The organism is Trichocoleus sp. DQ-A3 (genome assembly GCF_039961975.1).
In the GTDB taxonomy this organism is placed as follows: Bacteria; Cyanobacteriota; Cyanobacteriia; order Cyanobacteriales; family FACHB-T130; genus FACHB-T130.
This window is the reverse complement of sequence record NZ_JAMPKC010000003.1, coordinates 437153-462225: the sequence shown is the minus strand read 5'-3', so window position 1 is coordinate 462225 and position 25073 is coordinate 437153. Positions and strand designations below refer to the sequence as shown.

The 25073-nt window shown below is 46.0% G+C and carries 21 protein-coding genes; 8 read left to right on the top strand and 13 right to left on the bottom strand.

The features are described from left to right. Positions 1-21: 21 nt before the first annotated feature. Complete coding sequence (locus tag NDI44_RS08455; RefSeq protein ID WP_199304723.1) at positions 22-3576, bottom strand: tetratricopeptide repeat protein; 3555 nt, start codon at positions 3574-3576, stop codon at positions 22-24. A gap of 443 nt (positions 3577-4019) precedes the next feature. After that, positions 4020-4949 carry a tetratricopeptide repeat protein gene (locus NDI44_RS08450; RefSeq protein WP_199299447.1) on the bottom strand — a complete coding sequence of 310 codons (930 nt, stop codon included), beginning with the start codon at positions 4947-4949 and terminating at the stop codon, positions 4020-4022. Between the two features lie 565 nt (positions 4950-5514). Here NDI44_RS08450 and NDI44_RS08445 point away from each other — a divergent pair. From NDI44_RS08445 to NDI44_RS08435, 3 genes are all read left to right on the top strand, one after another. After that, positions 5515-6942 (top strand): aspartate ammonia-lyase, encoded by a 1428-nt coding sequence (locus NDI44_RS08445; protein ID WP_190410809.1) that lies wholly within the window; start codon positions 5515-5517, stop codon positions 6940-6942. A gap of 59 nt (positions 6943-7001) precedes the next feature. Then, positions 7002-7304 carry a hypothetical protein gene (locus tag NDI44_RS08440; RefSeq protein WP_190410808.1) on the top strand — a complete coding sequence of 101 codons (303 nt, stop codon included), beginning with the start codon at positions 7002-7004 and terminating at the stop codon, positions 7302-7304. A 122-nt stretch (positions 7305-7426) separates the two neighbouring features. After that, positions 7427-8389 carry a DUF362 domain-containing protein gene (locus tag NDI44_RS08435; RefSeq protein WP_190410807.1) on the top strand — a complete coding sequence of 321 codons (963 nt, stop codon included), beginning with the start codon at positions 7427-7429 and terminating at the stop codon, positions 8387-8389. A 263-nt stretch (positions 8390-8652) separates the two neighbouring features. On the opposite strand, the gene NDI44_RS08430 is transcribed toward NDI44_RS08435, so the two are convergent. Continuing rightward, positions 8653-8898, bottom strand: a complete 246-nt coding sequence (locus NDI44_RS08430; protein ID WP_190410806.1) for an HNH endonuclease — start codon at positions 8896-8898, stop codon at positions 8653-8655. A gap of 33 nt (positions 8899-8931) precedes the next feature. Between NDI44_RS08430 and NDI44_RS08425 the strand changes: the two genes are divergently transcribed. Beyond that, positions 8932-9225, top strand: a complete 294-nt coding sequence (locus tag NDI44_RS08425; RefSeq protein WP_190410805.1) for a DUF4090 family protein — start codon at positions 8932-8934, stop codon at positions 9223-9225. A 64-nt stretch (positions 9226-9289) separates the two neighbouring features. Here NDI44_RS08425 and NDI44_RS08420 read toward each other — a convergent pair whose 3' ends face one another. Both NDI44_RS08420 and NDI44_RS08415 read right to left on the bottom strand, forming a co-directional pair. Further along, entirely contained in the window at positions 9290-9682 is a 393-nt protein-coding gene (locus NDI44_RS08420) for a KGK domain-containing protein (RefSeq protein ID WP_190410804.1), read from the bottom strand. Between the two features lie 154 nt (positions 9683-9836). Further along, positions 9837-12293 (bottom strand): dynamin family protein, encoded by a 2457-nt coding sequence (locus NDI44_RS08415; protein ID WP_190410925.1) that lies wholly within the window; start codon positions 12291-12293, stop codon positions 9837-9839. A gap of 137 nt (positions 12294-12430) precedes the next feature. Between NDI44_RS08415 and NDI44_RS08410 the strand changes: the two genes are divergently transcribed. The 3 genes from NDI44_RS08410 (at position 12431) to NDI44_RS08400 (ending at position 15375) form a co-directional block, all read left to right on the top strand. Beyond that, on the top strand, positions 12431-12835 hold the full coding sequence (locus tag NDI44_RS08410; RefSeq protein ID WP_190410803.1) for a PPC domain-containing DNA-binding protein: 405 nt from the start codon (positions 12431-12433) through the stop codon (positions 12833-12835). Between the two features lie 356 nt (positions 12836-13191). Further along, positions 13192-14679 carry a DUF2157 domain-containing protein gene (locus NDI44_RS08405; RefSeq protein WP_190410802.1) on the top strand — a complete coding sequence of 496 codons (1488 nt, stop codon included), beginning with the start codon at positions 13192-13194 and terminating at the stop codon, positions 14677-14679. A gap of 15 nt (positions 14680-14694) precedes the next feature. Then, positions 14695-15375: a GDYXXLXY domain-containing protein gene (locus NDI44_RS08400; RefSeq protein ID WP_190410801.1), complete on the top strand. Its 681-nt coding sequence runs from the start codon at positions 14695-14697 to the stop codon at positions 15373-15375. 91 nt (positions 15376-15466) lie between these two features. On the opposite strand, the gene NDI44_RS08395 is transcribed toward NDI44_RS08400, so the two are convergent. From NDI44_RS08395 to NDI44_RS08365, 7 genes are all read right to left on the bottom strand, one after another. After that, entirely contained in the window at positions 15467-15709 is a 243-nt protein-coding gene (locus tag NDI44_RS08395) for a hypothetical protein (protein ID WP_190410800.1), read from the bottom strand. Positions 15710-15819: 110 nt separating this feature from the next. Next, complete coding sequence (gene sppA, locus NDI44_RS08390; protein WP_190410799.1) at positions 15820-17634, bottom strand: signal peptide peptidase SppA; 1815 nt, start codon at positions 17632-17634, stop codon at positions 15820-15822. An 88-nt stretch (positions 17635-17722) separates the two neighbouring features. Beyond that, positions 17723-18796, bottom strand: a complete 1074-nt coding sequence (fni, locus tag NDI44_RS08385; protein WP_190410798.1) for a type 2 isopentenyl-diphosphate Delta-isomerase — start codon at positions 18794-18796, stop codon at positions 17723-17725. An 88-nt stretch (positions 18797-18884) separates the two neighbouring features. Then, positions 18885-19421, bottom strand: a complete 537-nt coding sequence (pyrR, locus tag NDI44_RS08380) for a bifunctional pyr operon transcriptional regulator/uracil phosphoribosyltransferase PyrR (protein ID WP_190410797.1) — start codon at positions 19419-19421, stop codon at positions 18885-18887. Positions 19422-19590: 169 nt separating this feature from the next. Next, entirely contained in the window at positions 19591-20208 is a 618-nt protein-coding gene (locus NDI44_RS08375; RefSeq protein ID WP_190410796.1) for a peptidoglycan-binding protein, read from the bottom strand. A gap of 244 nt (positions 20209-20452) precedes the next feature. Next, positions 20453-21586 carry an adenosylcobinamide-phosphate synthase CbiB gene (gene cbiB / locus NDI44_RS08370; RefSeq protein ID WP_190410795.1) on the bottom strand — a complete coding sequence of 378 codons (1134 nt, stop codon included), beginning with the start codon at positions 21584-21586 and terminating at the stop codon, positions 20453-20455. Next, positions 21531-21974, bottom strand: a complete 444-nt coding sequence (locus tag NDI44_RS08365; RefSeq protein WP_190410794.1) for an Rrf2 family transcriptional regulator — start codon at positions 21972-21974, stop codon at positions 21531-21533. Before NDI44_RS08365 ends, cbiB begins: the two co-directional genes overlap by 56 nt. A 393-nt stretch (positions 21975-22367) precedes the next feature. Between NDI44_RS08365 and NDI44_RS08360 the strand changes: the two genes are divergently transcribed. Then, the gene (locus tag NDI44_RS08360) at positions 22368-22781 is read left to right on the top strand and encodes an AbrB family transcriptional regulator (protein ID WP_190410793.1); all 414 of its coding nucleotides are present in this window, start codon (positions 22368-22370) and stop codon (positions 22779-22781) included. A gap of 79 nt (positions 22782-22860) precedes the next feature. On the opposite strand, the gene NDI44_RS08355 is transcribed toward NDI44_RS08360, so the two are convergent. Beyond that, positions 22861-24819: a chloride channel protein gene (locus NDI44_RS08355; protein ID WP_190410792.1), complete on the bottom strand. Its 1959-nt coding sequence runs from the start codon at positions 24817-24819 to the stop codon at positions 22861-22863. Positions 24820-25073 lie beyond the last annotated feature (254 nt).

Here is a 25073-nt window from a genome sequence, read left to right as displayed (position 1 = left end):
GCTGATACTCTGTTCAAAACCTTATTCCTCAATTAATGCCTGAAAGTTCTGATCTGCTCGAATAGTGTCAAAATCCAAGTTATTTTTTGCCATATTTCGGTAGTCTTCAGAATTTCGGCTGATAGCTTGTGCAAGATTTTTGATTGTCTGTTCAACGTTACCCTGTAAAGCGTAACAGCAGGCTTTGAGATAATATGCTTGAATATCATTGGGTTGCATTTGCTGGGCTTTGTCGTAGTTAGCGATCGCCTCATCAAACCGTCCTAGATTTCTCAGGGCATAACCCCTACCATAGTAGGCATAGTGGTCGTCCGATTTTATTTCCAGAGCTTTGTCGTAGCTAGCGATTGCTTCTTCTAAACATCCCAAGTCCAACAGCGCATTGCCTCGGTTATACCAAGCTTCATCGTTGTCGGATTTAATCTCTATCACCTTTTCCCAGCAAGTGAGTGCTTCTTTTGAGCGTCCCAAGTTAAATAGCGCCAAGCCACGCTTGTACCAAGCTTCATAGGAGTTAGATTCAATTTCTATGGCTTTATCGTAAGAAACGATTGCCTCTTCCAAGCTTCCTAAGTCATCAAGAGCAAGACCTCGAATGTACCAGGCTTTATAGTAGTCAGGTTTAAGATCCAAGGCTTTATCGTAGGAAGCAAGTGCCTCTTCGTACCGTCTGAGACTCAAGAAAGCAAGACCCCGGCGTTCCCAGGCTTCGTAGTAGTTAGGTTTAATTTCTATTGCTCGGTCTAGAGCAGTAAGCGCTTCTTCGTAGCGTTCTAAGTTTGCCAAGGCAATAGCTTGGTTGTACCACGCTTCATGCGAGTCAGGCTTGATTTGAATCTCTTTGGTAAAGCTAGCGATCGCTTCCTGATAGCATCCTAAGTGAGTTAGTAAAAGCCCCTGTTTGTACCAAACTTCATACAAGTTAGGCTTAACTTCAATTACCTTTTTCCAGGATGTGAGTGCCTCTTGATGCTGTCCCAATATCAACATGGCATTACCTCGCTTATCCCAAGCTTGGTAGTCATCAGGTTGAATTTCTATTGCTTTATCGTAACTAGCGATCGCCTCACTGTACCTTCCTAGCTGATCCAGCACAGCACCCCGCTTATACCAGGCTTGATGAGACAAGTTGGGTTCTAATGCTATCGCTTTGTCCCAACTGATGATGGCTTCTTCATAGCGCCCTAAGTTTGCTAAGGCAGCTCCCTGACTGTACCAGACTTCGGAATAATCAGGCTGAATGTCAAGAGCTTTTTCAAAGGAAGTGAAAGCCTCATCGTGGCGTTCCAAACATCCTAAAGAAATACCCCTAAGATACCAGGTGTTATAAGCACTAGGTTTAAATTGAATGGCTTTGTCAAAGGCAGCAAGTGCCTCTTCGTGATGTCCTAAGTTTTCTAGCGCAAGTCCCCAGTCGTGCCAAACATCATAAGAGTCAGGTTTTATTTCTATTGTTTTATTAAAGGCCGCAACTGCCTCCTGCTGATGTCCCAAGTAACCCAGCGCAATAGCTCGATTAAGCCAAGCTTCAAATATGTTTGGCTCGATCAAGATTGCTTTGTCAAAAGCAGCAACGGCCTCTTTGTAATAACCAAAATTTCTTAATACAATACCCTTATTGTACCAAGCTTCGTGAAAGTCAGGTTTAATTTCTATCGCTTTGTTGAAGATAGTAAGTGCCTCTTCCAAAAGGCTTAATTTACCCAACACAATACCCTGATTGATCCAGGATTCATGAGAGTCAGGCTTGGTTTTTATTGCTTTATCGTAACTAGTCAGTGCTTCTTCTAGACGTTCTAATTGAACCAGTATATTACCCCGATTGCCCCAAGCTTCATAAAAATCAGGTTTGATTTTTACTGCTTTATCGCAGCTAGTGAGTGCCTCTGAATATTTTTCTAATTCGAGTAGCGTAATAGCACGTTTATTCCAAGCTTCATAGTCATTAGGTTCAAACTCTAGTGCTTTGTCATAATTAGCAAGCGCTTCCTGATAATTTTCAAGACTCAATAGGGCAGCGCCTCGGTTGTACCAGGCATTTTGGTAGTCAGGTCTGATTCCAATTGCTTTATTGAAGGCAGCCAGCGCCTCCTGATGGCGTTTTAAGCTAACGAGTACAGCACCCTGGTTAATCCAAGCTTGGTAGTCATCAGGTTGAATTTCTACAGCTTTATTGAAAATAGCTAATGCTTCCTCATAGCGGTTCAAGTTGATAAGCTCGACCCCAAAATGCAGCAATGAACCCGGCATTTTCTGAGGGTATTTATCGGCTTTTTTTAAAACCAAGCGGCATAAGAGGTAAATATATTTTTCTAAATCAACTTGCCTTTCCTTCGCTTCAATCTGCCTATCGCGTGGTTTGAGAATATATTGCTCAATGAGATAGGGTATAGCGTTTTTGATTTGCCACCAATGCCAAAGTCGCCTCAAGAAATGTCCATCTGCAATAAACAGTGCTGTGGGTTTGACAGTGAAAGGGTAAAGTTCAATCCCCGCCATCTGTAACAACTCAACTGCATCGTAAATATATGGCGCTATAGGATATTTTTTAACTGTGTCTTGGTAGCGTTTTTTCCAAGTTCCTTTAAGTGTGTCGCGGAAGGTTTCTACTGCAAGTAACTGGTGATTATTTCTCGCACTTCGGAGATTTTCGACAATCTTGCTGAAGGTATGATCGTTTCTCCGTGCGAGGCGTGGATAGTCATCAGGATTAGCTTGGATATTCGCTTTGGGTACAGTTTCTCTTAAAACACCGATAATTGCTTCCTCATTAGGTTCCGCTAATTCATAAAGGGCGAAGCGTTTCCATAGCGGGTATTTTTCAAACTTCAGTTTTTCCCATTCGTTCGGTTCATCGGGAAATTCCCGTTCCTTTTCGTTTCGGGCTGTGGCAATAACGCGGATTTCTTCTTTACCACAAAATATTTCATAAGCGTTGATTGCCCGAAGCAATCTCTCTTGTAGTGGCTCGTTTCTTGGTTGCAGTGGATCGTCTGCTTTAGGTGATTGCTCAATGTGCCAACTGCCCATTTTTTTGTTAAGGTCATCGAGGAAAAAGAGCAACTTCCGATCCGTACCAATCTTGTCCTCTGGAAATTTGGGTGGTGCATCCAGCCATTCTCCTCGCCTGAGTTTGAGAATTGTCCAGCCTTCGTTATTTAGTCTCTGTGCCAAGTTTGCGGCTTCCCGTGTTTTCCCTAAGCCTGTTGGTGCGAGAATCAAGATCCAGCGTGATTCGTCAAGCTTCTGTTTAAGTTCGTCGTGAATGCTACGCCCTGAAATGCGCTCTTGATAAGGAATTTTGTAATCAGCTAGGGGATCGTTCTCATCACCGCCCACAATGGTTTGTAAAACATTGCTCTGGGGCTTGATAACATCAAATGGAAAGGTTTCGGGAGCATCTTGACGCTTTCGACCCTGTTGGAGCAACCACCAGATGAACTTCGCAACAAGAGGCAGGCTACCAGTACCAAGGATGACAATCAATGTATCCTTGTTCTGGTTAATGAATTCTTGGATGGCGGCTAAAAAGTTCTGCACCTGCTGAAGTGAAACGTAGAAAACTTGATTGGTCATGTGGGTGTGGATGCGATCGCACTCTTCCCCAGATCCTAACCTTTGCTTCTAGAGCAGCGTGAGAACTGTAGTGTTCAGCTACGCAGAGATGTCCGGTGCTGTCGCCCTGTTTAGCGCATTCATGATGCTAAAATGCGCCAAGATGAAGGTCATGACGTGTATTTAGGCGACTTTGAGGAAATGATGAATTAACTACTGGGGCGAACAGGTAATCATAAAAAATCGCTGTGGCGGTTGGAAAATGTACCTGTAATCAAACCCAAAGTAGACGATTAGGAGACTTAGCGCCGTTCACATGGTTGGAGACAGCGGCAAGACCTTATACAGTGAAAGAACTGGTCGCGATCGCTAAAGAAAAGATCAGCTCGATCTAACAGATGTAGGTAGGGTGGAGGCGTCTATCTCCAACCCTACATTGAGGGGGAATGAGCAATAAAACTGGATCAAAACCTGGGTGCTTCCAGCAGCGCCTCAAACAAATCTTGATCGCGAACTGCGTCGAAATCTGGGTCGTATTTCGCCATTTCCCGATATTTTTCCTCACTCAGACGAATCGCTTGTTGCAAGTTGTGGACTGTCTGCTCGACATTGCCCAGCAGGGCGTAGTAGCAAGCTTTGTTATACCAAGCGGTGGGGTAGTCAGTCTGAAGTTGTAACGCTTTATCACAAGCAGCGATCGCTTCTTCGTAACGAGCTAATTTCCCTAGAGCAATGGCTTGGTTGAACCAAGCTTTGTAGTATTCCGAATTAATTTCCAAACTTCTTTGGAAGCTAGAAATTGCCTTTTCATAAAGCCCCCAATCATTTAGGGTAATGCCTCGGTTGTACCAAGCATTGCAGGAATCTGGTTTAAACTCAATCGCCCGGTCATAGCTATGAATCGCCTGTTCGTAATGATTGAGTTGGGCAAGAGCATTGCCTCGGTTGTACCATGCCCAGTAGGCGTCTGGACGCAGCTTCAGAGTGCGGTCAAAGCTGGCAACCGCTTTTTCATAGAAACCCCAGTCAATTAAGGTAATGCCCCGGTTGTGCCACGCAGCGGAAGCATCCGGGTTAAATTCTATGGCGCGATCAAAGCTATTAAGCGCCTGTTCGTAGCGACATAATTTCCCCAGCGCAATACCCCGGTTGAACCAAACCCAAGAAGCATCGGGTTGAATTGACAAGGCGTTGTCGAAGCTGGCGATCGCTTCTTCATGGCGACCTAAATTCCCTAGGGCAAAACCCCGCTGCGATAAGGCATCGGGGTAATTGGGTTCGCACTTGAGGGCGTTGTCTAAACAAGCGATCGCCGCTTCATATTTTGCCGACTGAAGCTGGCGTAGTCCTTGCTGGAAGAAGAATTCTGCTTCGAGAGTAATAGTTTGACCCATAGAATTTTGCATCTTACTTTAGGAGGATCTTGTATTTAAGATTCCCAAAACAATAACATAAGTCAACATCAAGACGGTAAATCCCTTTCTAAAATACATTCAAAGCAAGAACGATAAATTCCAGATGACCGCTGGGCAAGGGATTCAGCCGCTAGAAGCAATAAAAAATTTCCTTGAGCAGTCGGTACGGTAATCCTGATTTAACCTCTCTCTCACCCACCTGGTGCCAAGGGAGGAGCGATAAATATTCTCTTCTATAAGAAATTGACTCCACTTCCCTCTCTCTTAGGGCAGGATTAGGAACCCTAGGCAGGGGTTATCCCATTTTAGATTTGGGATTTCAGATTCTGGGTGATACCAGTCTTGTCAGTAGACACTTCTAACAATTTATTTGTGCCGACCTTCAGGTGACATGGGATTTAGACGGATCTTTTCTCAGAAGGATTGCGCCGGTACTGCGTAATCCTTCTGAGAAAAGAATGCTGCCAAATCTGAAGACTGACTCATCGAATCCCCCAGCTAGACATGGGATGATCTCATCTAAAAGAATCCATAGACAACTAACATGACTGAACAGATAGGTAGAACCTACCGCATCGAACGCGATTCAATGGGCGATCGCCAAATCTTGGATAACGTTTACTACGGGATTCAGACGCTACGGGCGATTGAAAATTTCCCGATTAGTGGAATTAAGCCGTTACCCACTTATATTGATGCTTGCGTGCTGATTAAGAAAGCAGCGGCGATCGCAAATGGGGAACTTGGCTGCATTCCCCAAGACATCAGCCAGGTGATTGTCCAGGCGGCGGATGAAGTGCTTTCCGGGAAGTTCCGCGATCAGTTTGTCGTGGATGTCTACCAAGCGGGTGCGGGGACTTCGCACCATATGAATATCAACGAAGTATTGGCAAATCGGGCGCTGGAACTGCTGGGCGATGAAAAAGGCAATTACAAGCGCGTCAGTCCCAACGATCATGTTAATTACGGTCAATCGACGAACGATGTAATTCCCACGGCGATTCGGATTGGGGCGCTGGTGGCGCTGGAGAGGACACTGTACCCAGCTTTAGCCGATGCGATCGCTGCTTTGGATAACAAAGCTGAGGAATTTCAGGATGTCGTCAAATCTGGAAGAACCCATCTGCAAGACGCCGTACCTGTACGACTGGGCGAAAACTTCCGCGCTTGGGGGCAAATTCTCGCAGAACACATGATTCGCATCGAGAGGGCGTCTGAAGATTTAATGGCGCTGGGTTTGGGTGGAAGCGCGGCGGGAACTGGGTTAAATACCCATCCCCAATACTGCGATCGCGTTGCCCAATTATTATCAGAATTAATCGACCAACCCTTGCGCCCAGCCCCTCATCTGATGGCGGCAATGCAGAGTATGGCACCTTTTGTCAGCGTTTCCGGTAGCCTGCGGAACTTAGCCCAGGATTGCGTCAAGATATCCCATGACTTACGGCTGATGGATTCCGGGCCAAAAACAGGTTTAAAAGAAATTCAGCTACCACCAGTACAGCCTGGATCGTCGATTATGCCAGGGAAATATAACCCGGTGATGGCAGAAATGACTTCGATGGTGTGTTTTCAGGTGATGGGGTACGACAATGCGATCGCTTTAGCCGCCCAAGCGGGACAGCTAGAGTTAAATGTGATGATGCCGCTGATTGCCTATAACTTGATTCACAGTATTGAAATTTTGGGCAATACCTTAAGCGTACTGACGCAGCGTTGTTTGGAAGGAATTACCGCCAATCGCGATCGCTGCCTTGCCTATGCAGAAGGAAGCCTCGCCCTCGTCACTGCCCTCAATCCCCACATCGGCTATCTCAACGCGGCTGCTGTTGCCAAAGAATCTCTCGAAACTGGCAAATCCTTGCGGCAAATTGTCCTAGAACGAGGTTTGATGAGTTCCGAAGAACTAGCCAAGGTCTTAGACTTGGAGGAAATGAGTGCTATGTCAGGAGTGCAGCGTCCAGAGTTGTAGATACACCAAAATTTGCATCTATCCAAAACTCAAAACTTTCTAACCAGGAGTCTCGTTCTATGCATAGTCATGATGGTTTGACCCAGTTAACTTTTCACTATATTGATGGGCACACAGAATCCTTTACTATCTATGAGTCAGTAGAGGAAGGCTTAGAAACAAAGCAGGAAATTCGGCAAGAAGTCCGTCGGCTTTTAGATAAATCCTGGTGGATTCTCCACTTACCTGAAGAAACGGTTTTTATTAACACCGCCAATATTACCAAAGTTGAGGTGAAGCCCCCGATTCCTCACCTCCAGGGAGAAGATGTCTTCTCGAATGCCCAGCGGGTAACTGCCCTGACTCGTGGCAGCAATCGCTGAGAATTTGAGATTTTAGATGAAGAATTGCCAGGTCTTCATGAAGAATTGGAGACTGGCAATTCCCGCTTTAATTGATTCAAAATTCTTGTATTCGCTCAATCCTCAATTACAAACCCAGAATTATGAAACCTTCCGTTAGTTTAATTCGTGCAAATTCCTACGATCGGCAATTATTGCGAGAATCGGTGGAAAGTTTGCTGGAAACGTTGGGAGGAATCAAAGCTTTTGTCAAAGCAGGCGATCGCGTTCTCCTGAAGCCCAATTTACTCACTGGCGGACATCCGAGTAAAGAATGCGTCACCCGTCCCGAAGTGGTTCACTGTGTTGCCAAACTGGTACAGGAAGCGGGTGGCAAGCCTTTCCTGGGAGACAGTCCCGCGTTTGGCAGCGCGATGGGTGTGGCAAAGGCAAATGGTTATCTTCCCCTTATGGAAGAACTCAATTTGCCGCTAGTGGAATTTACAGGGAAGCGTTACGAAACCGTTAGCGAGGGGTTCAACCATCTGTTGTTGTGCAAAGAAGCAATGGATGCAGATGTAGTAATCAACCTGCCTAAACTGAAATCCCACTGTCAGCTAACGATGACAATGGGGGTCAAAAACTTATTCGGTTGCGTACCGGGAAAAATGAAAGCCTGGTGGCACATGGAAGCAGGGAAAGATAGCGCCCGATTTGGGGAAATGTTAGTAGAAACTGCAAGGGCAATTAATCCTACCCTAACGATTTTAGATGCAATTATCGGGCATGAAGGGAACGGCCCTAGCGGTGGCGAACCTCGCTTCTTAGGAATTTTAGCGGCATCGGCTGATGTATTTGCCCTGGATCGGGCGATTGTAGAAATTCTCAATGTAGATCCTCTCAACGTCCCTACTATGGCGGCTTCGATAAGGTTAGGGCTATGCACAAATGTGGAGGAAATTGACTTTCCCCAACTGCATCCGGAGGATCTAAAGGTGCTGGATTGGCAACTTCCTACTAACATGATGCCTATCGACTTCGCGATGCCTCGCGTGATTAAGTCCACGTTTAGGCATCTTTACATTCGGTTTATCAAGGAACCGATGAATGCCTACGCAGGACGATAAGAGTTTATCGATAAAAAAACTCGGTTTCTATAGAAATCAGGTTTAGAAAGCCATCAATAAACAATTTTGAGGTAGATTCGGTAAATTCTGTTACAGTAGGATACAAAATCATCAGCGTAATCTATTATCTACCCTCCGATTGCTTAGGAAGACCGCCCTGACTCATGCTAGAGGCGGTTTTTTTCTGCCCGTCAAATGACGGAGTGTTAGCAGCGCTGCGCGGACGGTATATTTTAAAAACCGAGTCTAGTGTGTTTTCTGGATTAAAGATCGAAATAACGCCGGAACCGAGGATCTAAATGGTTGGTTTTGCGCTGGTTACAGGGGAGACAGAGGGTTTGTAGATTGCTAATGTCATTGGAACCGCCACGAGAGAGCGGTATGATGTGGTCAATCGTGAGGTTTGCTTCTAGCGCCGTTTTGCCGCAACTTTGGCACTGACAGCGATCGCGCTGAAACACATACTTCCTCACTTCTGCCGGGATGCGAATTCTGGGCGTTTTAGTCATAAAATGCTCTTGTAAACACGATCCCACGCTGCAATGAATCCAGACAATCAAACAACTACAGGCGCTGATGCGATTGATGTAGCGATCGCTCAGGGAATTGATTTTGACGGTTCCCCGATTCCAACACCAAAACTAGAATTATACACAAAAGTAATGGGGCTGGAAGCTGGACGGCAGCGCAGCGGCGTATCCAATACGATGCGTTCGAGGATTGTTCGCATCGGCGCTAAGCATATTCCTCAGGAAGAACTCAACCAGATGCTAATCGATGCCGACTTTGCACCGCTGAAAGAAAAAGAAATCGCTTTTTACTATAGCGGTAAATAGTATTAGTAATAGTAATTACCCCCTAGATGAATAAAAATCTAGGTTTTTTTTATCAATTTCTCTCCTAATTTTCTTGATTAATCATCTTCCGAAGATCGTCAAGCGGCGATTCTAGTTGGCTGATTTCTGGTGTTTCTTCAGCATCAGGTTCATCAGCACAAAACTCTACAGTAACCTGGAGTTTGAGTCTAAGTCTTCCTTTTTTCCAGCCCTTAGCACCGATTCTAAGTATTTCACAATCTATACCTTTATCAAGCAATATATTTTGAGGTCGAAGGTTATTAATCTTATTTATGGACACTCCCTTAGATGGTAGTGAATAACTTAGCGCCTGTGCTACTGAGTCGGTATGGGATGATTGGTTCACTGCTTTCCTGATTTTATCTACTTTGAATAGTTCAGGAAAGGAAAAAACATCATTCTCGTTGAAATCCATCACATCTATCCAGTTTTCCATGCTAACCTCCAACTATTTATTTTTACAGGAACCAGTAAATAGAGTTTGCGGCTGTATAAACAAAGTTCACATACGCGGACTAAGAGTCTTGAAACCCGCCTACGCGGGTTTCGTTTGTGTAGCCGCGATTTCCAATCGCCAAGACTATGATGAACTATACTTCTGAAGGAACAAGTCCATTACCCATAGCGCTAACCTTGGCAGCTTCTAAATTAGGCTCAATTGAGCTAACATCAGAATCAGTAATTACAGGCAGTTGACGATCGTACAAGCCTATCGCCTGCAAACAACCATTGATACTGGCAACCGCAGAGTTGTAAGCCGATATTTTTTGCTCAACTGCACTTTGCAAACGGCGATTAGTAGCAATTTTTTCCTCAGCTTCTTGTTCTAGTGTTTGCTCTAAATAAGCACGAGCTTGAGTATATTGCTGTAATATCTCATCAGCTTGATGCGCTGCCATTGGCAATAAATTAGTTGTGAGGGTTTGATTAACAGTTGCTGGGAAACCACTGCTAATTGTTGCTTTAACTTTTGGCTCAAAATCTAACTTCAACAACTGACGAATTGCTGGTTCTGCTGCTATCATGCTTTCACAACCGTAGCTTTGGGAAGTTTGCAGCAACGTTTGTCGAAATTGATAAATCGAGAAAGTACCTTCATCGTAAAAGCGAGGACTTTCACGGACATAGCGATTACATTCGTCACTTGCTGCATTGACTAAAGCATGATGAACCTGTTTTTCTATCTGTTTTAACTTTTGCTCAATCCCACCATCATTACCTAGCAAACGATAAAGCTGGCGATAGTAGTCAGATTTGCGAACTTGTTCAATTAAACGCTGGAATAGGTTGGTAACTACTTCCTGGCAAGATTCTTTCAAGATATCTTCTAGTTGATTCGCCAAGTAATAAAGCGCTTCAACTAAAACAGCAATCAAAGGTGCTGTAGAATTGCGGGGATGGCTAAGGATAGCCCGACTATAAGCATCTGCAACCGAGAAAGTATCCAGCAACTCATCTAAACGCCGAACCATTCGAGATTGCAGTTGGCGAAAATCTGCCTCGAAAGCGCTAGATTGACCTGTTACAACCTGATTTAATTCTTCTGTAATATGCTGGTGAAATTCTTGACCAATTTGCTGTAACTGCTGGTTAAGGCGTTGTAATTCCTGCGTCTTCATTGCCTCAATTTCGCGGGGTTGGCTATCCAAGTCGCGCAGCGCAGATTGGTAATGTTTCTTCAGACTAATGCAGGCATCTTCGAGATCGTCGGCTAGATTCTTGAACAGTTGAGGACGCTTCTCTTTGGTAAGATAGTTTGTAATAGCAGCGCGAAACTCTTCTATTCCACTATCTTGAATTAACTGTTGAATGATAGGTGTACCTTGTTCAGCTAAAATCCGCACGTAATTTTCATTTGGGGATTCGTAGCTATTAACGGAAATTCGGAACTTGTTAGGAGGTAATTTTCCAGAATTCGCGCAGTAGTTATTAAAGGCTGTAACAAATTGTGGTGTTTCTTCTCGTTCATCCAAGCCTTTAACACTATCAGCAAAGACAGAATCTAAACCAAAGCGATCGCGTCCACTGGTCTGTTTAATCTGACTGCCGTAAAATCCTAATAGTCCGCTCGTTTTATAAACCCTAGTAGTATCTCGAAACTGAGCGCTAATCAAACCGTCTAAACGTTGCCTTAACTGACTGTTATACCAAGTTTCATCGATACGGTTGAAGGCAAAGAATACGCGATCGCGTATCCCCGGATTTGAGCGCATTTTCTCCAGCAGTTCCGTTTCTTCCTTCGTCATGTCGCCAGCAGATGCGGGTTTAAGAACGCACACCACCGCTGACGTATCCGGGTGTTCAATCTTAGCGTAGGTCAGTTGTGCGTCTTTCTCCACTGGCGCATCAATTCCCGGCGTATCGATAATCACATTCCCATCCCGCAACAGCGGATGATAACAGTAATACTCAATTCGCTTCAAAACCGCGCTGTTACTGCCACGGCGAGCATAACCAGCCGCTTCTTTGAGGTTGGAGAAGTTAAATTGCTCCATTGAATATGTAGCATTATTAACCGTATTGATGCGATCGCGATTGGCAACAAATCCTTCCAGCAACAACATCAGCGCATTCGCTTGTTTTGCTCTTTCTGATTTACTTTCTCCACCCTCAATCTCGATAATTGCTTGGCATCCATCGCTTAGCAATTGAATCACTTCAGATTGATTAATATTGCTAGCTGTCCCTAACCCCAGCATCTGAGATACCGCACTTGCCTGTTCCCGAATTTCTACCTCACTCAGAAACGTCAGCACCACTCGTTCTTTATCCGGTTCGGCGTACTCAATTTTACATTCCGTACCTGTAGCGTGTCCCTCTGCACTGTAAAGCAATTCCCGCTCTAACAGAGCGTTAATTAGCATCGATTTCCCTGCACTAAAAGCACCCGCAAATACAATCTCAAACTTAGGGGAAATCGCTTTACCGAGAGATGTCTGTACGGGTGTAACATCTTGCGATCGCAGAGACGGCTCCTGATGCAACAGTTGTAGTATAGTCTCGACCTGTTCTTTCAGATTTTGACACTGAGGCGGCAATTCAGGCACAGTTTGCATCCTATCAATATAAAGTAGAAGCCTTTACGCATATTTTAGGAATGGCAATTCATGATGGGTATGATGGAATTACCGATACAATTAGTAATTATCCGCGTAATCCCAGTAGATTTACCAGTCTTTAATTAATGAAAGTATTTGCTATTCGTCTGAAGCCAGATCAAGATTTAAAAAAAAGCTTACAAGATTTTGCAATCAAGCAAAATCTTCAATCGGGCTTTATCTTAACCGGAGTTGGCAGCTTGAAAAAAGCGACTCTTCGCTTTGCAAATCACAGGTATAGTACAGCTTTTAACGACAATTTTGAAATTATTTCTCTCAATGGCACTCTGGAAGCGGCTGGCATTCACCTGCATATCGCCATTGCAAATAAAGAAGGAAAAACCATCGGCGGACATCTCATGGAAGGCTGTATTATCTATACAACTGCTGAAATTGTCATCGGAGCTAGCGAAGAATTAACTTTTTCAAGAACAATGGATGAGCAGACAGGCTATAAAGAGTTGGAGATTTTTCCAAATCCTAATTATTAACTAAATGCTATTTAGCCTTAAATTACTTAAAGTAAAAGAGGTCAGCAGTCTACAAAAATGTATTGCCAAGTCGTCGGCATAAGAATAGCTAAGGACAAATTCCCCGTTTTTTCCTGACATCAAAGAAAGTAAGGAGGAAAAGGTTAAGGATGAATTAAGAGTTCAAGAAACTTTGCTTGTTCGCCTAAGTCATCGAATAGACGCCGACTGAGTTTAAGCAGTAACGTAGAAGGTTTTCCCATCTGTAGATAGTGAATCTAACTGTCACATCCCCTTGAATTGAATCATGGGAGGGCGTTAAAACTAAGTTTATAGTCAAAAAAATTAGACTACAGAGCGGATTGTAATTGAGGGTTATGGTTTCAGATAAATTTCGCCGTCAGTTACGTCAGGAAGCAAATCTTTGGCGAACTGAGGGGCTGATTGATGCTCAACTATACGAACAGTTATCAGAGCGTTATCAATTTAATAGGCTGGAGACTGCTGCCCGCGATCGCTTTGTGATGATCTTGTTAGGGTTGGGGAGTATCCTCATTGGCTTGGGGACGATTAGTTTTGTCGCAGCGAACTGGCAGGAGTTGCCGCGAAATGGCAAGGTAACGCTGCTATTGAGTTTGTTTATCGGTCTGAATATTGCTGGTTTTTACTTGTGGCGGCGTCCGAATGGGGCGCAACAACGTCTCGGTCATGGATTCTTGCTCTTAGGAGCAATCATTTTAGGGGCAAATATGGGGCTGATGGGTCAGATGTTTCACATCAGCGGTCCCTTCTATGAGTTATTGCTAGCGTGGGGAGTCGGTGTACTAGCAATGGCTTACAGCCTGCGTTTGACTTCCTTAAGCGTTCTGGCAATCATCATTATCGGGTTGGGTTACTGGAGTTTTTGGTGGAACTGGGAAGGGGCAAGCTGGTCAAATTCCTACTATTATGAAGAGTTTTCCTGGTCATCCCAGATGGGGCAACATATGCCGCTGTTGGCAAGCTTGATGTTTGTGCCGCTGGCATACTGGTGTCGTTCGCGCGTTATTTTTGGACTGGCAGCGATCGCAGTTATTTCTTCTTTGGAAGCAAACCTCCGACCGCTCAGCTTAGGACTATTTAATCTATTTTCCCTGAAGTCTACGGGTATCGTATTAGCGATCGCCTTGGCACTGCCCCCCGCACTGTTGTGGGGCTATGATGACTCGCTGTGGGTCTACAGTGACTTAAATCGGGTTCCGAAGCCAAACCAAATCTTTCCCGCCTCTTGGCAAGGGGGAAGCTGGGGAGGTTCCTTTCGACCCCTCGCCCGTCGTTTGGCGCTGGTATTTCTAGGCGTTGTACTTTATCTGTCGTCCTCGCTTTGGTTCTGGGGTGTTTTATCCAAAATGTCTTCTGCGGAGCAATCCGCGAGAGTTACTTGGTTTCCCCTGGTAGATGTAGTGATTTTGAGTGGGTTGGCAATCTTTGCGTGGTTGCGTCTGCTGTGGCTTACCAGAAGCCCTCGCACTCGTCGGGAGGAAATTCTGACCACAATTGCCATCGGTATCTTTATCTGCTTCATGGCTGGGATACCCGTTTGGCATCTCACCGTCCAGCCAATTCCCCTGCTTGCCACTTTTATTGGCAATGTGCTGTTGTTCTTGTTAGCCGCGGGATTGATGCGCCAAGGGCTAGCACAAGCAGAACGCAGCGCCTTCTGGGGGGGCATGATGCTATTAATTGTGCGAATTCTGACTTGGTTTGTGTTGTCTGCGACGGGATTAGTCTTCAAATCCTTGCTGTTTATTCTGTGCGGTATCACTGCGATCGCTATCGGGCTTTGGTTCGAGCGCTATGTCCGCACGCTGGAAATTAAAAATTGACTCAGAGGATTTTTAATGAGGCACACTTCTCAATCATCTTCAATCGCTCCGACTCTCATAGAGCCACAAAAGCGAATGCCTGCTTGGAGACTCTGGGTGCCTCTCCTGTTGCAAACGGCAATTGTTCTTGCCGCACCTGCCCAGCCACTTTATACGACCCTCACAGGGAAAACGGTGATTCTCAAGACATTTCCCGTAGACCCTTACGACTTCTTGCGAGGCTATTCGCAGACGCTAAGCTATGACATCTCGCGTCAAGAGAATTTGCGATCGCTGCCGGGTTGGAAAGCCTTAGTGAAACAACACCTCGAAGCAAAAGCAACGGATTTGCCACCGTCCGTACCGCCTTTAAATTCTTTACCGACAGGAATTCGCTTCTACGTGATTTTAGAAGCGCCTGCTGCTAAAACAAATTCTCCCCAAGCATGGAAACCCGTGCGGGTGAGTAGCAAGATGCCCAAATCTTTACCAGCAAATCAGATAGCGTTAAAGGGCAAATCTAGCGGTAATTCCATCGACTACGGCTTAGAAAGCTACTATATGCCAGAAGCGCGGCGGGATGAAATTAATCAGGAGATTAATCAAGCCCAAGAGGGCAGACAACGGCAATCGATTGTGGTGGAAGCGAAGGTGGATGCCCAAGGTCGTGCAGTCCCCATTAGCTTCTGGGTAAGCGATCGCCGTTATCGATTTTAATAGTGGGATTTTAATAGGGGAATGAAAGTATGGCTAATTGTTCGAGATATCTTATCAATTAGCGATACTTTCATTACTAAGAACAAACTTTCTAATCTTCTTGCCGCTTTAGCTGCAAAGTAGCACCCAGTGCTGCTCCTGCTCCCGCTATCAAACCCATACACATTCCTTGAATCGTTTGGCTCGTGGGGTCTTGCATCAAGCATTCACTGGTAGGCGTTTTGGCTTGCAGACATTGATTACTCTCTATCCAGTTGGAGACGCCTCCCACAAGGATACCAGCAGCACTACAAGAAACGATCAGCAGGACAAAGCGGTTAGATTTTCTATCCATAGATAGATGCTTTTAATTATTGGGTGGGCTGTTCCGTTCAGTCTACTCTACCTATCGGAAGACTGTTACCGTATATTCCACATTTTCAACTGCCTATTCCGGACGTTGCACTAATCAATTCGCAAATTATAGGGCAAACGGGCGTAAATACCTCTAGGATCGTTCATTGTTTTGAGCGCTACTAATTCTTCTTGTAACTTGAGGAGTTCTGCACTCAGCAGATCGGATGGCTGCTTGGTTTGGGCATTGTCCCCACCGGCAAACTGTTTCAAAATGCGTTGTTCTAGACTGCGAACCTTGGGGTACTCTTCCAACTCCCAATTCTCACCCAGTTTAGCCGCAACGGCAGCAGATTTGATCGCATCATCAATACCGCCAATCTCATCAACCAGTCCCAGTTGCTTGGCATCTTGACCCGACCACACTCGTCCTTGAGCAATCTCAGCGACTTTCTGCTTTGAGAGTTTTCGAGAATCCGCCACTTTGTTGAGGAACTGACCGTAAATTTGGTTAACAAATCGTTGATGAATTGCTAATTCTTGAGGCGTTTTTGGACGAGAAACCGTGTTGCTGTCCGCAAATTTGGAAGTTTTGACGACATCCCAGGTAATGCCATTATTATTCGCAAGCTTTTGGAAATTGAGCAACATCCCAAAGACACCGATCGAGCCGGTAATGGTATTTGGTTCGGCGTAAATCTGATTAGCATAGGTGGAAATCCAGTAGCCACCGGATGCTGCCATATCTCCCATAGAAACGATGATTGGCTTCACCTGACGAGTTAGCCGTACCTCTCGCTGAATCACCTCAGACGCCGAGGCGCTACCGCCGGGACTATTTACCCGTAGCACGACTGCCTTCACATCTTTATCAAGTCGCAGCCGTCGCAGCTGTCTGGCAAAGCGATCTCCTCCCACTTGCCGAGAGCCACCTTCGCCGTCTACGATTTCCCCTTCGGCGTAAAGTAGGGCAATTTTGTTGTCAGAAGTGCGATTTTTACCTTCGGTTTGAGTCGCTCTAGCGTAAGTAGCAAGGCTAATTTGACGGAATGTTTTATTCTCTTCGGTTCTGCCAGTTAGTTTTTTCAGGTCTGCCACCACCTGATCTAGATACGCCACCCGATCCACAAAGCCACGCTTTTTCGCATCCGGTGCGGTTAATATTCCTTGAGTGTCTGCGATCGCTTGTAGCTGTTTCGGGTTTAATTTTCGACCCTGGCTCACTGTTGTCAAAAAGTCTCCCCACAAATCGCCCAACAAATTCTGAGTTTGTTGTCGGTTCTCCGGACTCAGTTTCGTGAGTACATAAGGTTCCACCGCTGACTTAAATTTCCCAACCCGGATCACCTGAACCCCAACCCCATATTTCTGCAAGGCTCCTGTTAGGAACATCGACTCAGAACGCAAACCGTTCATTTCGATTGTTCCCAACGGGTTCATCACAATGGTGTCTGCCACTGAGCTTAAATAATATTCCCGTTTCCCCAAATCCATGTTGTAGGCAATAATCTTTTTGCCAGACTTACGGAATTTTTCCAGCGCCGAACGGACTTCTTTGAGCGTGGCAAACCCGGTGCTAGAACTAGAGGAACCACTGCCGTCTAGATATACGCCTACAATCCGTTTATCTTTAGTTGCCTGCTCAAGGGCATTCAAAACCGTTCGCAGCCGCACGCTATTATTTTCCTCACCAGATAAAGCTTCGCTGATTGCTTCGCTGGTGCTGGATATCGGATCGCTATCCGTAATCGTCAAAGACTGATCGATTACCAGTACCGATTTATCCTCAACTTCCGGCCCTGTATCTTTAGATGCCACCGCAATCAATAACAAGATTAGCCCGCTCGTTCCCAAACCGAAAAATAGGATGAGTCCGAATAGGCTTCCAAGCAAGCTAGCAAAAGTTTGTTTTAGGAAACTACGCATTAGGCTGGGGTTAGGGTAATGGGTAATTGGGAATGGGTAAAAGTTTTAAGCTTTGAATTCACTTATCGCTTTCCCATTTCCAACACAGTTATCGTAATGGTTGCAACGCGCCAGACTGTTTCAGAGCAGACAAGGTGGGATTGCCAGTGCAGAATAATACAGTGGTGATTTCGGCGACTAATACTTCAACCAAAGCATCAAGGGCGTCTTCCGATTCTACGGCTGCCTGGAGAAAAGGCCACGCCAGACCCGCGAGATCGGCTCCTAGCGCGATCGCTTTTGCCACTTCCAGACCGTTGCGTAATCCCCCAGAGGCAATCAAGGGAATATTTGGGGCAATGGCTCGAATACTGGTAATGCATTCTGCTGTGGGCAAACCCCAATCAGCAAAAGTTAGTCCTAACCGGCGCTGCTGGGCATTTTCAGCCCGTTCACTCTCCACCTTTGCCCATGATGTCCCACCGGCACCGGCAACGTCAATGGCGCTCACACCCGCATCAATCAACTTCTGCGCGATCGCAGCGGAGATGCCATTTCCCACCTCTTTGACAATCACGGGTACTGGTAACTTATTGCACAGATTTTTAATTTTGTCAAGTAAGCCTCGGAAGTTAGTGTCACCTCTGGGTTGAATGCACTCTTGCAAGGCATTGAGATGCAAAATCAAGGCGTCTGCCTCTAACAAGTCAATTGAGCGCAGACATTCATCAACGCCATAGCTATAGTTAAGTTGCACCGCGCCCAAGTTCGCAAATAGAAGAATATCAGGAGCAAGCGATCGCACGGCGAAAGTTGAAGCAACCTGGGGATTCTCCACCGCTACCCGCTGGGAACCCACGCCCATCGCTAGGTTATAGCGTTGCGCCGCAGCAGCTAGACGATAATTAATCATCCTCGCCAGTTCCGTTCCCCCCGTCATCGAAGAAATGAGCAAAGGCGCACCAAGCTGTTTTCCCAAAAATGTTGTTGAGATATCAACTTCACGTCGATCTAACTCTGGCAAACAACAGTGATTAAAGCGGTAGCCTTCCAATCCATTCGTTGTGGAGTGAAATTGCACATCCTTATCGAGACAAATTTTTAGATGATCTGCCTTTCTCGTTTGGGTTTCTTTGGTAAGAGCCGGGTTATTAATCAATCTACTATCTCCAACGTTCTGCATAGACAGCGCCTGACAAATCTGCACAGACTGGTTTATTAACAATCTCGATTTTCCCACCAACACACCAGGGAAACCGAAGACAGACCGCTTAAACCTTTAATAATTCCACAGCATCTCGTCCATCAATCTCTTGTAAGTAAACCTTCACCTGTTCTTCTTTGGACGTTGGCAACTTCTTGCCAGTGAAATCCGGGTGAATGGGTAACTCCCGCTGTCCCCTATCCACCAGAACCGCTAACCAAATTGCCGCCGGTCTACCATAATCATTCACCGCATTCAGGGCAGCACGAGCGGTACGCCCTCGATAAATGACATCATCCACCAGCACTACCGTCTTACCAGAGAGATCGAAAGGGATGTCAGTTTTGGCGGGTGTGCGAATGCCAATTTGATCCAAATCATCTCGATAGAAGGTAATATCTAGCGCTCCCACGGGCACTTGCACTTGTTCGAGCGCTTCTATCTGACGAGCCAAGAGATTGGCTAATACAGCGCCTCTGGTATAAACACCTACTAGCGCTAACTCAGACAAGTCGCGTGACTTCTCTACCACCTGGGAAGCGATACGATTGAGGGTTCGACGGATTTCGTCTGCGGAAAGAATTTCTACAACTTCGGGAGACATGGTTTAGGAAAATCCGATGATAACTACGGACAAATTACAGCCTCAGTGTACAAGTTCACCTAAACCATCATCGTTATCATTTCAACAAAAATAACTTCCTGTTCCTACCAGGAACAGGAAGTTATGTCATTGAGTTATAGATAGCTCAATCTCATCAAGCTATATAAGATTAGTCCGCGGCAAGTGCTGCTTTCGTTCTTTGCCCAACTATTCCGTCAGCGAATAGCCCTCTGCTTTGCTGAAATCTTGTAACGGAGGTCTCAGTCAACCGACCATAGTATCCAGTAATTGGCCCGTTGTAATAGCCTAAGGCTTTCAAAGTATTTTGAAGCCTCGTTACGGAGGAACCGCTGCTGCCGCGTTTCAGGGTGCTGCTGCCAAAACCACCCCCCGTAATCGGTTCATCATAATTACCACCCCGATTTTCTAGAGCTGCTAGAGTTCGAGAGCCTGCAACGCCATCGGTTCTCAGTCCAACCGCTCGCTGAAAACTGCTGACGGATGCCTGCGTCAATTGACCGTAGTATCCAGTAACCGGGCCGTTATAGAAGCCTGCGATTTTCAGATTTCTCTGAAGCGTGGCGACTTGAGAACCGCTATTCCCTCTCTGGAGTGCTAATGCATGACCGGCTGTCCCGATAACGGATAAGGCAAGGGCAACGGATAGTAATCGAATCCATGCTGAACTTGGAAGCGGGTTCCGATTTTGGAACAATTTAAATTGGTGAGGCTCCGAGTTAGGGTCTTCGTAATTGGCAGATAAATGAAGATATGCAAGAGTTTCCATCGTTTTAGTCGCAGATGATGACTTCGTAGGTCAGACTTAGGCGATCGCTTCCGTGGTTTAGCGGGGGTTAAGTTTTTGGGTCGCATCTCCTCATTGGCATTTCACTTGACCAATCACTAAAAAGTGCGATCGCTTTCCCAGATGAATCAGTGATTGATTACCTTTCAACTGGTTGCTCTATATTCAAAGATATGCTTACACCTATTCAGTAGCCATCGCCCGTTGAGTTCACCTGATAGGGCGATTAAAAAGTCATCAAGTTGATTCCAAGCGAGCGCCCATTTCTAAACCCCAACAGCAGCAAGATAGCGCTCGCTATCCCCAACCAAATCAAAAAGTTATATCGTGTTAACTGCAAGGCTTGTTGAATGCATTCTGCATTGATAGGCTGGAGGTCATCTCCCAGTAAGGCTTTGTGTTTAGCAACGCCACGATACCAATTTGTGCCCCCCACCTGAACGCCCAAAATTGCTGCATAGGCGCACTCACTCCAGCCAGAGTTGGGACTAGGATCTTTCGTCGCATCGCGTTGACAAATACTCCAAACATACCCAGGTTTTCTAGATAGTAAAGCCAAGCTAATCACCGTGAATCGGCAGGGCAACCAAGTCAGGATATCTTCTAATTTGGCACTAAACCAACCCAAATCGGTGTAGGGTGCTTCTCGATAGCCGACCATTGAATCTAGGGTACTGGCGGCTTTATAGGCAAGGGCGAGAGGAACCGTTCCTAGTAAAGGTAAAAATGCCCCGATAATCGCATAAAAAAGGGGTGCCATTACTCCATCGGTAGCATTTTCTGTGACGGTTTCCAAAACAGCCCGAAGAATTTCTGTTTTATGAAGATTTTCGGTATCACGCCCTACATATTGGCTTAACTTAGAACGCGCCGCGACAAGATCGTTCTCATTTAGAGGTTGCAAGACATCTTCAGCAGCAGCTCTCAAACTTCGACCGGCGAAACAACTGGCGAGTAAAATACTTTCTATCGCAATTCCTAAAAAAGGATGCACCCAGTTCGCTGCGTGAACGATTAACCACCCCATCCCGTAGCTGCCAGTTATCAGCCCAATTCCTAAAATTACTCCAGCCCATCGGAGCGTGAGAGGATGACTAAATAATTGGAAAGCCATCTGGCTGTAGCGAGAAATTAGCCAGCCCATGACTCGGACTGGGTGAGGCCAACCCCACGGATCGCCGATGATGTAATCAAAAAGGGAAGCGATCGCTAATGATAGGACTGAGGAATGAGAAAGCAGGACTGCGGCAAATAAATCTTGGAAATTCACAACACCAAAGCTGCTAGAGATCCGCTGACAGTTTCTATACAACAAAACTGGTTTCTTCGCCTTGGGCTGCTTGCCAACTGCGAGCGTCATAGTAAAGGTCTGCCAGTGTAATACTGTACAACGCTTCTTTAAGTTTTTGATGCAATCGGTGCCAAAGTGTAAACGTTACCCAATCCTCAGCAAGCTCTGCATCTGGGGTATGGCGAGGCAGCGGTTCAATTGTTTCACCGACTGCTTCTAATATTTGTCCTAGGGAAATTTGTGCTGGGACGCGGGATAGTTGATACCCCCCCTGGGCACCTCGAACTGATTGGACTAACCCAGATCGACGTAACTCTATCAACAATTTTTCCAGATAGGGTGCGGGTAAGTCTTGCCGAGTTGCGATCGCTTTTACAGAAGTTGGTCCATACCCAGGTTGTAGACTCAAATCCAGCAGTGCTTTAACACTGTAGTGTCCGCGGGTTGTCAGCTTCATACTGGAAAATATTCCTTAGGGTAATGGATAATTAGTCAGTGGTCATGAGGCGGTAGTCAATGGAAAAAAAAACAGCTCAGAAGCGATCGCTAATGATAGACTAACGACTACCCTACAGCGTACCCCTTCATTTTTTCTCAGGTTGATGCTGTGAGGAACTCCGATCATCGAGATGCATCGGTTGTTCGCAAGGCACAGATATTTATGCTTAAGCAAGAACTTGGATTAAAAAGGTTAGTAGTGAATAAATTATCGATCTTATTGAACTAGCTTTCCCCAATCCGTATGATATAGTTTTATGAGCTGATATAAAGCTAAGCTAAAATTAGCTTAGAAACAGTCAGTCGAAAACACTGTACACACTCGCTATTCCTTACTTTTCGCTCCAAGTTGATGAATAAAAAGAAAAAGATCGATCCCTTAACGGGGGAAGCGCTAGTCAAGAAAGTTAAAGAGCTAGAAAACCTCAGCAAAGAAGAAAAGGCTAGAGCCTGCGGTTACTACACTGTTACCAAAAGCGGTGTAGAGCGGGTGAATATGATGAAGTTCCTGAATGCTCTCATTGATGCTGAAGGAATTGAGTTAGACGGCAAACAAAATGGTAACGGACGTGGCGGTCGAAGTGCCAGCTATAAAATTAGCGTGCAATCGAACGGCAACTTACTGATTGGTTCTGCCTACACCAAACAAATGGGTCTAAGGGCAGGGGATGAGTTTGAAATCTCTCTGGGACGGAAGCACATTCATCTGCGGCAACTGGATAGAGAAGAAGGCGCTGAAGACGAAGAATTGGAAGAGGCATCCTAAAACTTTAGTTTTAGTTAGCAGTTATTCGTAATGAGTCATTGATTTGTAACCAATGACTCATTAACGATTCTCTAAATTTTCAAACTGTTTGCTTGAGGGGCGGTAAATTTAACTCTTTCGACACTGGATTGAGGGGAAGATAGCGGCGCAGTGTCTTGCGAGTGGCAGCGACACTATAAGCTAAAGCGATTCCCTCTTGTTCCAGCACACCTAACACTTGTTGGGGGCGATCGCGGTCAACGACGGGTAACTGGTGGAGACCGCGTGCTGCCATCCGGTCTATCGCTTCTGCTACCGATTCATCAGGGTTTGCATACAGAATTTCAGTAGTACAGATGTCAGCAACTGGCTGATGAGCCAGTTGACTGGTTAAATTGTTCGAGACATTGCAAAGAACGTTGTTTGTTTCTACGGTTTCAGTAGGAGCGGTAACTGGCGTTCGAGCTGTAGACATTGCTCGATTAATATCCTGTAAAGTGACGATGCCAATTAACTGCTCGGCATCATCAATGACTAAAGCGCTGCGGCAGCGACCATTGGTTAAAGCTAAACCTGCCTCTAATACTGATAAAGAACCACTTAGCATCAAACCTGGTACTTGCATTGCTTCTGCAACTAACATTTGTTGCAAAATTTCTAGCTGCTGGTCTTTCTCCACATTGAGTTCCAGCTGTTGGAGATTTTGACCTTTCGTTGGCGCTGACTTAAAGCGCTCCACCAGCCAAATGCTCAAACCGACTGCTGCCATCAGCGGCAAAACAATCCGGTAGTCGCGCGTTAGCTCAAACATTAACAGTATCGCTGTCAGGGGTGCCCTAGCGCTGCCAGCAAGAACGGCTGCCATTCCCACCATTGCGTAAGCCGGAGGTGCGGCAATCTGAATCGGTGCGCCTGGAAGCATCGCTGCCAGAATTTTTCCATACGCTGCCCCCAAAGAAGCACCGAGGAACATGGCAGGGGCAAAGATACCCCCCACCAAACCGCTACCCAGACTAATCGCCGTCACGATCAGCTTGACCACTAGTAGGACGAGGAGTAACCCTAACGGAAAATCCACATCCTGAAGCATGGCGGCAATCGTTTCGTAACCGATTCCCAGAATTTGGGGCCACTGCAAAGCAACCAAGCCCAAACAGGCACCACCAATTACCGGACAAAGCGATCGCGGTATCTTTCCCAGCCACTCAAGACCGGCAATCTGTCCCCGAAAGAAACAACGAGCCAGTTGAATCGACTGGGTATAGGTCAGCGACACCAAACTTGCTAATACACCCAATCCTAGATAAAGCGGTAATTCTAGAGGACTGCGGACTTCATAGACGGGCAGCGTAAAAGCTGGTTGGGCACCCAAACCAATCTGAGCAATTAAAGACGCCACAACTGCTGCCAGCAACACGACGCTAACCGCTGAAGTTGCAAAGGTGGTTCCCAAGACCACCTCTAAGGCGAAGAAAACCCCGGCAATCGGTGCGTTAAAACCCGCCGCCAGACCCGCCGCTGCTCCAGCACCCAAGAGTAACTGCTGCCTTTCTCTGGAGACTTGCAGCACTTGACCGAGCAGCATTCCAAAATTACCGCCAATTTCCACGCTCGGCCCTTCTGGGCCTAAAGAGGCTCCACTGCCGAGGGAAACAGCAGCGGCTACCATCTTGGTGACGGGTCGCAGGGGTAGCAACTCTCGGACGCCTTGGGCAGCGGCAATCAGCGAAGAAATACTCGGCCCAAAATCGGGCCAAGCAAGACGCATTAAACCGACGATTAATCCTCCCAAAATGGGAATACAAGCTAAAGTCCAGGCACCCCAGCCTCCAATTATCCCCATCACCCCTTCCAGCATCAAGCTGTGGATGACAGTGATTAAATAGTGAAACGTGACAACGCCCATCCCGGTGCCGGTGCCAATTAGTACAGCCAACAGCAGGACGACGCTTTCGGGTGAGGGTTCGAGTCGATTGAGAATTTTAGTAAGACGAGAAGCCGGAGAAGTTGGTGCGGATGATTCCGCCAACAGCACATCTGACAATGGAGTGGCGCTCATTGATGGAGGTTAACAGGAAAAATGAGAAAAAGCTTAATTTTTATTCATGATTTTCATTGTAACTGCGAGCGATTGGCTATCAGCTTTAAAAGGCGAACAATTAGGGAAAATTTTGGGTTTTTAGCCTGCATAAACAGAGCATCCGGCATTTTGCTCGTTTTATGGTTTGCATGATGTACAACTTTGATGTGTGAAAGCTTAATTTCTATCCATAGCGATCGCTAGAGATATACTGTTTGCCACTCTCAAACAAA